The following is a 13,161-nucleotide window of genomic DNA, read 5'->3' on the forward strand; positions in this document are numbered from 1 at the left end:
TCATTCCCTGTTTTTTCAGCAGTCCCTAGAGCACGCTCTAGCTTCAAATAAACAATTCACACTTGCATACTCTGTTGGCCTTTGATGCGGCTGGAAGAGGATTTCGTCAATTGTCAATTCATGGCGTCCCGCCGAAATTCTGTATAAAACATTTCAGTACAAAACATATGTAAGCGCTCATTTTTCTCTGTGAAAGATAGCGAACAATCAACACGCTGACATCGTTCGGGTATAATCCACCGTCCATTTGTTCGCAGGTCAACTCAGGAAATATTATGTCCAAACGTCCATGGTCAGTTAAGATTATCAGCTGGTTTTTAATGATCGCCGGTGTGATGACCCTCATTTCTGTTTTCATCAGTACAAACAATCCGGAGGTCATGGAAATTATGAAAAAAAGTATGATACCGGTCCATGTCCAGATCATTTTTTCATATGTGGGCAGCGTCATCACTTTTATCTGCGGCTTACAGATACACCGGGGGAAAATTGCAGGCAGGCACCTTTATATCGGATGGACAATAGTTTCGTTAATCATCAGCCTGATAGTAACTCCGGATAAAAAAATGATTGTTCCCGGCCTGATCTTTTCTGCCACTATCATTTTCTTTTTATTCAGCGCCAAAGCGACAGAGTTCTTCAGAGTTGAGTAAACTTTCCCAACCCGGTCAGTGGCAACATTGTCAGGCTATCTTACTTACGATCAGGAGAGGTTTGCGATAAAAAAGAGAGGAGCACACAGCCCCTCTCAGATATAACCCATTGAATAATTGCTCAGCAATTATTGGGCATTCGCTTTCCACAACCGTTGAAGCATTTCCCATTTCTCAGTTTCGAAACCAGTCCATGTACCCCAGCCTGATGTATTTGTACGTGCATCATACGCGTGAGTGTATAAACCGCCGGTATCGTCTGACTCTGGGTTAATACCCCAGTAACAACCTTCGATCTTTCTGTCTGACATGTAGTCAACCAGCGCATTCTGCCATTTTTTATCATAGTCAGATTTTGGCAGGAAGTTCCACATATCCTGAATACGGATTGCACCAGATTTTGGCCAGTCATAGTGACCACCAAATTCACCCAGGATAACAGCATAGCCTTTGTCTTTCAGATAACCAAAGTGCTCTTCCCAGCCTTTTTTCAGCATATCGGGTTTGATCACGATGTTACATTTGGCTTTCGCAGCAGCATCTTCAGACAAACCGACACAATCAGGATTTGTTTGATCAACAAACTGTGGCTGAACAGAAACAGAAGGTCCGTAAGTATGTGGAGAAATAACTAAACGGTCTTTTGGAATGTCCAGCGGATCAGTGGCCATTGAGTAGAAGTTTTCGCCCCAGTTCGGGTTCAGCTCTTCATCGCCGTGTGGGTTTTTCGTACCATCTGATTTTGCACTACCAACCCCTTCAACCCAGACAAGTACGTTTTTGTTTTCTTCGTTGATTGCCTGATAAGCGTGTTCTGCCAGAGTTTTCCACTCAGACCACGTGTAATCCCATGGTTCGTTAAAGATATCGATACCCAGAATGTTGTTCACTTTCAGTTCATCAGCAAAGCGAGCCAACTCACGTAAGTTCTCCAGCCATTTCTGCTCGTTATATTCCTGAACAGTGACACCAGGACCAACATCCGTACCACAAGAGTAGTCTTCACGTTTGTAGATGTAATTATCACGGGTTGCATCAGTGTATGGTGGTGTTGCATCCAGACGACCCGCACGCCAACCAAGATAGTTTGAACAAGAGTGAATATCTAACAGAATATCAAGACCATTCTTATCTGCCAGTTTAATGAAATCTTCTAACTGTTGACGAGCATTTGTTGCACGAACGGACTGATGGTTTTTAAATACTTTTGGCTGGCCCTGAGGGTCATTCGGATCTAAAGTTTGAGGCGCAATAGGAAGACGGATCAGGTTAATTCCTTTTGCTTTAATTTCATCCATTGTTTGCTGGATTGTACGGCCAGTACCCTGGCTGTTATTTGCCCAGAATGTATTACCAACGTAAAGCTCCATTGGGGCACCATTCGGGTTTACACCATCACTTGGTAATTCGTGACGACCTTCAAGACCGAACCATGAACCACAGTGAACAGGTTTAACCTCACCATCTTTAGTAATACGACCGTTATCATTGACACGGAAGACGACCTGATTACCACCATCTTTTCCATCAGTGCTACCAGTGTCACCGCCAGTATTACCAGTGTCACCGCCAGTATTACCTGTGTCGCCACCCGTATCACCAGTGTCACCACCCGTATTACCTGTGTCACCGCCAGTATTACCTGTGTCACCGCCAGTATTGCCTGTGTCACCACCAGTATTGCCTGTGTCAGAAGCATCACACAGAGAACCAGTCAGAGAAGGAACTTCAGATGAACCTGCACCACTTAACTGGAAACCAAATGAAGTGCTTTGTCCTGGCTGCAGTCCACCATTGTAACCCATGTTATTGATGACATAAGGATTTGAGCCAGAAGACTGTGCATTCCAGATATTTGTAATACGGGCACTGCCATCGTACTCCCAGCCAATGTTCCACGCAGTCACTGCGCTATCAGTATCATTTTGAACTGTCACATTGACAATGGCACCGGCACCCCAGTCACTCTGAACTTCATATGTACAACTTGCATACGCTGAACCTGATAAAGCTGCCAGAGCCAGGCTCACGCCGACACTGAGTGCACGTTTCGCACATCTGACGTCTTTACGGAAAGTTTTTCTCATTTTTTGTTCCTTTATATAAAAAGTAAGACTATTTTTATTTTTTAGTTATATAGAAATAAATAGACCCTGAGACAGAAACTCTTCAGTCGCACTATTCAAACGAACTGAAAAAACCACTCAGAATAAATATGAAATTGGAGCGAAAGAATAACATTGAAAGTTGATTTTCTTTCACAGTTAAATTTCACGTAAAAACTAATCATCCATACATATCATGTCAACCGGTATTAAATAACACCGGGTTAAATTCGTATAAAAAACATGCTAAACGTTAATACCATTCAAAAAAATATCAACTTTTAAAGATTGATTTATCATTATAAGATATTGAATATTTGCGATAAATATCAAATAAAGACAATGTAACCCGTACCATTATTCAGACCTTAATAAAAATGAACTTACTGTTAAAAAGAAGGATCATGGAAATAAGGTCACAAAAAATAATTTATTAAAAAATCAAAAATATGGACAAGAACAAGTATAAAGATATCCTTTCGTCAATAATGAAATCTATTTTCCAGATAAAAAGCACCCAATAAAAACTAACAGTATTTTTTCCTTAAGCTCACACAAATATTATAAGCGTCAGTTCCTTTATAAATAACAACCAAAAAAAGAGGAGCCTGAGCTCCTCTTTTATTATTGATGTACTTTTAACGATGTAAAACTCAGCAATTATTTTGGATTTGAATCCCACAACCGTTGAAGCATTTCCCATTTCTCAGTTTCAAAGCCAGTCCATTCACCCCAGCCAGATGTATTGGTGCGGGCATCATATGCGTGGGTGTATAAGCCACCGGTGTCATCTGATTCAGGGTTAATACCCCAGTAACAACCTTCAATTTTCTTATCAGACATGTAGTCAACCAGTGCATTCTGCCATTTTTGGTCATAATCAGATTTAGGCAGGAAGCTCCACATGTCCTGAATACGGATCGCGCCAGATTTTGGCCAGTCATAGTGACCACCAAACTCACCCAATACAACCGCATAACCTTTGTCTTTCAGATAACCGAAGTGCTCTTCCCAACCTGATTTCAGCAGATCAGAATCAATCACAATGTTACATTTCGCTTTTGCAGCCGCATCTTCAGATAGTCCGGCACACTCTGGTTGAGCAGGATCCATGAACTGTTTCTGAACAGACACTGAAGGACCGTATGTGTGAGGAGAGATAACTAAGCGATCTTTTGGAATATCGAGCGGACTGGTCGCCATTGAGTAGAAGTTTTCACCCCAGTTCGGGTTAGTATCTTCATCACCATGAGGGTTTGCCGTACCATCAGATGTAGAACTACCGATACCTTCAACCCAGACAAGCACGTTTTTGTTCTCTTCGTTAATTGCCTGATAAGCATCTTCTGCCAGTGATTTCCATTCTGACCAGGTGTAATCCCATGGTTCGTTAAAGATATCGATACCCAGAATGTTGTTTACACCCAGTTCATCCGCAAAACGAGCCAGTTGACGTAAGTCTTCAAGCCATTTCTGTTCGTTATATTCCTGAACAGTCACACCTTCACCCACATCAGTACCGCAAGAGTAATCTTCACGTTTGTAAATGTAGTTATCACGGGTTGCATCTGTATATGGCGGTGTTGCATCCAAACGGCCGGCACGCCAACCAAGATAGTTAGAACAAGAGTGGATATCTAACAGGATATCGAGATCATTTTTATCCGCCAGTTTAATGAAATCTTCCAGAGCCTGACGAGCATTGGTTGCACGAACAGAGGCATGGTTTTTAAACACAGCAGGCTGTCCCTGAGGATCATCAGCATCAAGTGTTTGCGGAGCAATAGGCAGACGAATCAGGTTGATGCCTTTCGCTTTGATTTCATCCATTGTTTGCTGGATGGTACGGCCAGTACCCTGGCTGTTATTTGCCCAGAATGTATTACCAACATAAAGTTCCATTGGCGCACCATTCGGGTTAGTTGCATCCGTTGGTAATTCGTGGCGGCCTTCCAGACCAAACCATGAACCACAGTGAACCGGTTTAACTTCGCCATCTTTGGTAATACGGCCTTCATCATTAACACGGAAGACAACCTGATTTCCGTCGGTTGGATCCGTTGGGTCAGTTGGATCCGTTGGGTCAGTTGGATCGGTTGGGTCAGTCGGATCCGTTGGGTCAGTTGGATCGGTTGAACAGAGTGAACCTGTCAGCGTTGGAACTTCAGAAGCGCCTGTTGCCTGGAAGCCAAACGTCGCACTGGAGCCTGGTTGCAAGCTACCATTATGACTGGCATTGGTCGCTGTATAAGGATTCGTACCAGAAAGAGTGACATTCCATGAGTTAGAGATGGTAGCACCTTTGGTATATTCCCATCCCACGTTCCATGAAGACACAGCGCTGGATGTATCGTTTGTCACTGTAATGTTCGCGGCAAACCCGGTACCCCAATCATTTTGTACTTCGTATACACACTTCGCAAATGTAGATCCAGACAATGCAGCCAAAGCCAGACCAATCCCAATACTTAGCGCCTTTTTCCTGCAACTGACGTTCCTGAAAACTTGTTGTTTTCTCATTTTTTGCTCCTTCAATTTATTTAAATTTTTATTTTGTCTTAATCAATATTTCTTTTTCATCTTAAGTGACTTATCAGCCAAACATCTGACACATATGTCATTAGCCAAGAAAGAAAAGCCGAACTCATTCACATCTGTAACCGGTTACACTCATAAATAATATAATTCCATTCAGGTATAAACCCAAAAAAATAAACAAAAGTGAAATTAAGTTACGTAGCGTATAAATAATTGACCAATTATTAACCGCCTGTCAAACCTTATTTATCATGTGCGGATAATGAATTATGTATCTGTTATTGCTATCGAAAAAAATAATACTATAAACTACACTATTATCATCACGGTAATATTAAAAACAACAAATACAAAATTTATCCAATAAAAACAATAAGATAATGAAAATTACAAATAGATGAGATATACGGTTAAAAATAAATTCACTATATATAGTTTCAGTAATAAAATTACAGAGACCTATTATGATATTATTTATTTTTCACTATAAAATAATATCCGTTCATTTTATTTCTTCTTTTTATTTATGTTTACAGTGTTAATTATATTAATTAAAAAAGGTATAAAATTACGAAAATTAAATTTAGATAATCAAGTCATTAAAAAAATTCAAAAATCCGGCACACCTGGCCCCGGACAACCGGCAGATAAATACAACCGGTTGATTGGGTCTATCAGAAAAAACAAGATTATATCAGTTCCAGTTTTGCATAAGCGGTCACCAGCCACTTAATTCCTTCACCATTAAATGCAACCTGAACTCTGCTCTGAGGTCCGGCCCCTTCAAAATTGATAATGGTACCTTCACCAAATTTAGGATGTTTAACCCGGTTTCCCAAAGAAAAGCCGGTCTCATTGAAGTTCTCTTTCACCGTCTTCTGACTAAAGCGTCCATGACTTGCCGGACGACTCACCTGTGCTTTCATCCGGACTTCATCAAGGCACTTTTCGGGTAACTCACGAATAAAACGTGATGGTTTATGGTATTTGTCCTGACCATATAACCGGCGCATTTCTGCATAAGTGATATAAAGTTTTTGCATGGCGCGCGTCATACCGACGTAGCAAAGACGGCGTTCTTCTTCCAAACGCCCGGCTTCTTCCGCAGACATCAGACTCGGGAACATCCCTTCCTCGACACCAACCATAAACACAAGCGGGAACTCCAGCCCTTTGGCACTATGAAGCGTCATCAGCTGAACAGCATCTTCAAATTCATCAGCCTGCCCTTCTCCGGATTCAAGCGCTGCATGAGTCAGAAAGGCCACCAGCATGCTCATCTCTTCCGCCTCTTCAGGTTTTTCAAACTGGCGCGTTGCTGTGACCAGCTCCTCAAGGTTTTCAAGTCTTGCTTTCGACTTCTCCCCTTTTTCCTGTTCATACATGGTATACAGGCCGGAAGCATGAATGACATGGTCTGTCTGGCGATGCAGTGTCATCTCGCTGGTATCATCCTCTAAGGCATCAATCAGCTCAATAAACCGGCCCATTGCACCGGCAGCACGTCCTGCCAGCACCTTTTCTTCCAGCAACGCAACACTGGCCTGCCATAACGTACACCCCCGGTCTCTGGCAGCAAAACGCACCGTTTCCAGGGTTTTTTCTCCTAAACCTCGTGTCGGTGTATTGACCACTCGCTCAAATGCAGCGTCATCATTGCGGTTAGACATTAAACGCAGATAACACAGGGCATCTTTGACTTCCTGACGTTCGAAGAATCGCATACCACCATAGATCCGGTAAGGAAGTCCGGACTGAATTAACGCTTCTTCTAATACCCGCGATTGGGCATTATTTCTGTAAAGTAATGCCGTATTATTCAGCTCACCGCCTTCTTCCTGCCAGACCTTAATTTTATTGACGACAAACCGGGCTTCATCCAGTTCGTTGTAAGCTGAGTAAACCGAAATCTGTTCACCTTCCTGCCCTTCCGTCCACAGGTTTTTACCCATGCGTTCGGTATTGTTAGATATCAGGGTGTTTGCAGCTTCAAGAATGGTTTGGGTTGAGCGGTAGTTCTGCTCAAGGCGAATGGTATTCACACTGGCAAATTCTCTGGAGAACTTTTCAATATTCTCAACTTTCGCACCCCGCCAGCCATAAATTGATTGATCATCGTCACCAACAATCATGACATGGCATTCCGGCCCGGCCATCAATTGCAGCCAGGCATACTGAATATTGTTTGTGTCCTGAAATTCATCGACCAGAATATGTTTAAACCGGGCCTGATAATGCTCCCGGATAAATTTATTTTCACGTAACAACTCAAGGGTACGCAGCAGAATCTCAGCAAAGTCAACCAATCCGGCCCGGTCACAAGCTTCCTGATAAGCCTGATAGATCCGCAAATACGTCGCCGTCACCGGATCCTGATAAGTTTCAATATGTTTTGGTCGCAACCCTTCATCTTTCTTCCCGTTGATCCACCAGGAAACCTGCCGGGCTGGCCACTGCTTCTCATCCAGATTCTGCGCTTTTATCAGCCGGCGAATCAGGCGCATCTGATCTTCTGAATCAATGATTTGGAAATCTTCAGGAAGCTTGGCATCCATATAATGCGCCCGGAGAATCCTGTGGCAAATACCATGGAATGTCCCATTCCACATGCCGGAAGCACTGCCCATCATCAATGCTTCGATTCGCCCCCGCATTTCAGCAGCAGCTTTATTCGTAAACGTGACCGACATGACAGAGAAAGGAGAAGCCTCTTCGACAGAGATAAGCCAGGCTATCCGGTGAACCAGAACCCGGGTTTTACCACTTCCGGCACCAGCAAGTATCAGTAAATTCTGCAACGGGGCGGCCACAGCATCACGCTGTTTGTCGTTCAGGCCATCGAGTAAAAGAGAAGGATCCATCATGATGATATCACTGTTTATTTATACAGAAAGAAGATGATTATATACTCAAACCACCTCAAGATGCTCGTATGACTTCAATATCTTTTATAACCGGACAACCTCCGGATTCAGATTTCAACAGGATGAGCTCATTCACTGCATTTCTGTTTATAACGTATTCAATACGTTAACAAATACGTCATACAAGCTTCACGATTCATTCATTCTTCGCTGATAGTTTTCCATTCGATTAAAGAAAACTTTGTCTTTTTATAGCTGGAAACTTTGCCTCTGATACTCAGGATCACTTGATCTATGCATCAGGGCTTCAATGTATGAATTTTACAGGTAAGGATACTCATCCATCATGAATCATCAATCACAAACCCGCATCTTTGCGCTGTCTGCGATTACGCTGGCACTGGCTGCATGTAACTCTTCTGATAATCAAACCACCTATACAAATCCGGGAATGCCAACGGGCAAATCAGGTACTGTCACTATCAGTGAGCCGGTATTAAGTGGCACCAACGTAGCTATCGTTGATGGTGATATCCCAACAACAAATGACAAACACAACACGGATGCTTACAACCCGGATAAGAACCCAATCATCCAGATTCTGAGCGGCTTTGATGATATCTGGTATGCGGGTGATGATGTTTGGGCAAGCAACGGTTCCAACACCCTGACAGTCGTGAATGGTAACAGCGGTGTTGAAGGTGGCGGCTCAAACAGCACGACACTGGCAATTCCGTTTGACTTCTCGAACGATGTCATCCGGGATATGCAGGTCTGGAAAGAGAACTTTGATTATGTCACGACGCTGACACGTCAGGGACAATCAACACCAGACGTTGACCGCAGTGACAAAGCAGCCATGGTCAGCGCCTATCTGGATGATCAGCGGGATAAAGGTTTCAGTCTCACTTCAGGGTTAGGTCCGCTCGCCGACGATTACCATTCCGGTGCAAACTCTCACTCTTCATATGGTACAGACAGCAACAATAATGTGACACTGACAGACAATGACGGCCAGGTGACAACCGTTGATGTGACCGCTGCAACATATAATAAAAGCCTGAACACAAAACTGGCCAGTTATACAAAAACCGGATACGGCACCACCACACTGGATGGGAGTGCAACAGCATTAAGCAACGTAGTCACTTTACTTCAGACAATCGCTGCCTATGGCGCATCGAGTGAAGCACCAAAGTATCACTTCGAATCACCCCGTCCGTGGCGCATCAGCAAAGATGACTATGACGTCCCTGCATTCAATGATGCATCGGCTTCGGTTTACAGCACTATCAGCGATCTGACCACACTGGATCAGGTCAGTTGCCTGAATTTAGACGGCTCAACGGATACAGCAAAATACTACGAACGTCCAGCCAATCCGATTGTAGAACCAATGTCGGGCCTGCTGTGTGCGGCCCGAACCACTTACCGTGCGAAAGACAGCGGCGGTTATAGCGAAGGGTATGATTTTAGTGCATCTCCGCTGGCGACAGTGACCTACTCAAGCCGTGCAAAAGATGGGGCTTTCCCAAGTGGTCACACAGCTGAGGCGTTCGACCGCGGTCTGGGTTATGCTTATGCAATCCCTGAGCGTTTTGCTGAAATGGTAGCCCGTGCCGGTGATTTAGGACAAAACCGGATTGTTGCAGGCATGCACTCACCACTGGATGTCATCGGTGGCCGAATCATGGCAACGGCAATTACAGCGGCAACATTGTCTGACGCCGCGAATGCAACGATTGCAAACAATGCATTCACACAAGCGAACAGCTATTTCACGACGAAAGCAGTGGCTGCCGGTTACGATAACGCTTATGACTTTGCTCACTGTACAACCAACACAACCAATCCATGTCGTGGCAAAACAGACAACTATGCTGATCGTGCAGCCATGAAAGCACGCTACAAAGCTTACATGACTTACGGTTTCAGCAAACTGGATGAAGCAAGCAAAGACCCTGAAGTGCCAAAAGGTGCGGAAGTCTTGCTGGAAACACGTTTCCCTTATCTGGATGCAGACCAACGACGTGTCGTTCTTGCATCAACTGAAATCGATTCAAACTATCCTGTGATTAACAAGTCTCGCGGCTGGGGTCGGCTGAATCTGGTTGATGCAGCTGATGGTTACGGTACATTTGATGGTAATGTCTCTGTGTACATGGATTTGAGCAAAGGCGGATTTAATGCTCAAGATCACTGGCGGAATGACATTTCAGGTCAGGGTCGTCTTGAGAAAGACGGAACGGGTGTGCTATTCCTTGAAGGTGCAAACACCTACAGTGGCGGAACAGTCGTAGACGCAGGTACGCTGGTTGGCACATCAGGCACGGCATTTGGTAACGGTACACTTTACCAGCAGGGCGGTACAGTTAAAGTCTCCATTGACGACGGCGCATCAGACAGCAGCAAAGGTATTCTGACGGTTTCTGACTTTGTACAGACTGACGGAGAACTGGCACTGGATCTGACCAACAATGCACAGCTTCATGCTTCGAAAGGGATTTATCTGACGGGCAGCAGTACAACGCTGACGCTGAATGTTCCGGTACTGACAGCAGCGACGACTTATACGGTGCTTTCATCGGCTCATCTGGAAGGAACTTTCGCGGCAGTGGAAGCAACGGATGCAAGCAGCACCGCTTATGATGTCAGCATCAGCTATTCAGATACTGGCGCAACAGTGACTGTCTCTCCAAAAGCCTGAACAAATAGTTAAACAACAAAAAGCCCGGCGAATATGAAATCGCCGGGCTTTTTTTATTCACGACCCAATAACAGTCTTATGATGTTAAGCTGCAATACCAGCATGACGTAACAGCGCATCAATCTGAGGTTCACGGCCACGGAAACGCTTAAACAGTTCCATTGGCTCTTCACTCCCTCCCATTTCAAGGATATTGTTCAGGAAGCTTAATCCGGTTTCCGGATTAAAGATGCCTTCTTCTTCAAAGCGGGAGAATGCATCAGAAGACAGCACTTCTGCCCACAAGTAGCTGTAGTAACCAGCACTATATCCACCAGCAAAAATATGCGCGAAACTATGGGAGAAGCGATTCCACTCAAGTGCAGGTAACACGGCAACTTTTGCCTTCACCTCTGCCAAAGTTTCCAGTACCCTCGGACCGACCTCAGGGTCATAGTCGTGATGCAGTGTGAAGTCAAACAGACCAAACTCAAGCTGACGTAAAATAAACATCGCAGACTGGAAGTTCTTCGCTGCCAGCATTTTATCAAGCATCTCTTTCGGTAATGGTTCACCGGTTTCGTAGTGACCGGAAATAAATGCCAGCGCATCTTCTTCCCAGCACCAATTCTCCAGGAACTGGCTTGGCAGTTCAACGGCATCCCATGGCACACCACTAATTCCGGCCACTGCACCCACATCAACCTGAGTCAACATATGATGAATACCATGACCAAATTCATGGAACAAAGTCACGACTTCATCATGGGTAAACAGTGCAGGCTTATCACCCACAGGTTTGTTGAAATTACAGGTCAGATAAGCCACCGGCGTTTGTAACTTGCCATCAGCCGTGATCCGGCGTCCCCGGCAATCATCCATCCATGCACCGCCACGTTTATGTTCACGGGCATACAAATCTAAATAGAAGCTGCCACGTAACTGCTGCTGAGCATCGTAGATTTCATAGAACCGGACAGATTCATGCCAGGTGTCCACACCTTCACGCGCTTTTACTGTCATCCCAAAAACACGCTTCAGGACTTCAAACAACCCGCTGATCACTTTCTGTTCCGGGAAATAAGGCCGGAGCATTTCATCTGAAATATCAAATAAGTGCTGTTTTTGCTTTTCGCTGTAATAAGCTATATCCCACAGCGCCAGTTCTTCAACCCCAAATTCATCTTTGGCAAATTGACGCAGCGCTTCAACTTCTCTTTCACCCTGAGGTTTCGCCCGTTTTGCCAGATCATTGAGAAAACTCAACACCTGTTCCGGCGTTTCGGCCATCTTTGTTGCCAGAGATTTTTCACTGTAGTTATTAAAACCCAATATACGGGAAATTTCGTAACGCAGTTTCAGCTCTTCAGCCATAATTTCTGTATTATCCCACTGGCCTGCATTTGGCCCGCGATCTGAAGCCCGGGTCACGAAAGCTTCATACATTTCAGCCCTCAGCTCACGGTTATCACAATAAGTCATCACCGGCAGATAAGAAGGCATTTCCAGCGTCAGCAGATAACCTTCCAGCTCTTTCGCTTCTGCCGCTGCTTTTGCTGCGGCCATTGCGCTTTCAGGCATACCGGACAGTGCTTTTTCATCGGTAATGTGTTTGGTCCAGCCCATGGTTGCATCCAGCACATTATTTGAGAATTTTGACCCCAGCTCCGACATCCGCTTACTGATTTCACCATAGCGTTTCTGTTCTGCTACCGGCAGGCCGATCCCTGACAATTTAAAATCACGCAGTGCATCCTGAATGGTCTTCTTCTGCGCCTGTGTTAACCCGGCAAAAGCCTCACTGTCATGAATTTTCAGATAAGCTTCGTACAATCCTTTGTGCTGCCCAACCCAAGTGCCATATTCAGATAAAATGGGCAGACAACTTTCATACGCTTCACGCAGTGCTTCACTGTTCACGACAGAATTCATATGACTCACTGGCGACCAGATACGGCTCAGCCAATCATCCGCTTCTTCAATCGGCGCCACCAGATTTTCCCAGGATGGATTTTCATTATCCTGTAAAACCTGCTCAATCCGCTGGCGGCATGTTTCAATCACCTGCTCAACAGCTGGCTTTACATGTTCAGGTTTGATTTGCGAAAACGGAGGTAAATCCGTAAAGGTAAGCAATGGGTTCGACATAAGACATTCCTTTTGATGTTTAACCATACCATCTTCCGGACAATGAAGATGCAAAGGCTGTTGTGCATGAATCAATAACGCCGGACACATATCCGGTAACATAGTTACTAAATATAGGTATGATCAGCAATTTTCAATAGCACCATACCAAAGTCAGCCAATCAATG

6 protein-coding genes are annotated in these 13,161 nt (G+C 44.5%); 2 read left to right on the forward strand and 4 right to left on the reverse strand.

Annotated elements, in window-relative coordinates; all coding sequences use genetic code 11:
- The first annotated feature begins 275 nt into the window (after nucleotides 1-275).
- Nucleotides 276-653: a hypothetical protein gene (locus OCV29_RS17140; protein WP_073604330.1), complete on the forward strand. Its 378-nt coding sequence runs from the start codon at nucleotides 276-278 to the stop codon at nucleotides 651-653.
- A 128-nt stretch (nucleotides 654-781) separates the two neighbouring features.
- Here OCV29_RS17140 and OCV29_RS17145 read toward each other — a convergent pair whose 3' ends face one another.
- From OCV29_RS17145 to uvrD, 3 genes are all read right to left on the reverse strand, one after another.
- On the reverse strand, nucleotides 782-2,740 hold the full coding sequence (locus OCV29_RS17145) for a cellulase family glycosylhydrolase (RefSeq protein WP_073604331.1): 1,959 nt from the start codon (nucleotides 2,738-2,740) through the stop codon (nucleotides 782-784).
- Between the two features lie 678 nt (nucleotides 2,741-3,418).
- Entirely contained in the window at nucleotides 3,419-5,278 is a 1,860-nt protein-coding gene (locus OCV29_RS17150) for a cellulase family glycosylhydrolase (RefSeq protein WP_073604332.1), read from the reverse strand.
- Between the two features lie 707 nt (nucleotides 5,279-5,985).
- Nucleotides 5,986-8,160 carry a DNA helicase II gene (uvrD, locus tag OCV29_RS17155; protein ID WP_073604333.1) on the reverse strand — a complete coding sequence of 725 codons (2,175 nt, stop codon included), beginning with the start codon at nucleotides 8,158-8,160 and terminating at the stop codon, nucleotides 5,986-5,988.
- A gap of 346 nt (nucleotides 8,161-8,506) precedes the next feature.
- Between uvrD and OCV29_RS17160 the strand changes: the two genes are divergently transcribed.
- Complete coding sequence (locus OCV29_RS17160; RefSeq protein WP_073604334.1) at nucleotides 8,507-10,867, forward strand: phosphatase PAP2 family protein; 2,361 nt, start codon at nucleotides 8,507-8,509, stop codon at nucleotides 10,865-10,867.
- Nucleotides 10,868-10,951: 84 nt separating this feature from the next.
- On the opposite strand, the gene prlC is transcribed toward OCV29_RS17160, so the two are convergent.
- Nucleotides 10,952-12,994, reverse strand: a complete 2,043-nt coding sequence (gene prlC, locus OCV29_RS17165; RefSeq protein WP_073604368.1) for an oligopeptidase A — start codon at nucleotides 12,992-12,994, stop codon at nucleotides 10,952-10,954.
- Nucleotides 12,995-13,161: the final 167 nt, after the last annotated feature.

It is taken from the genome of Vibrio aerogenes (assembly GCF_024346755.1).
Classification (GTDB): domain Bacteria; phylum Pseudomonadota; class Gammaproteobacteria; order Enterobacterales; family Vibrionaceae; genus Vibrio; species Vibrio aerogenes.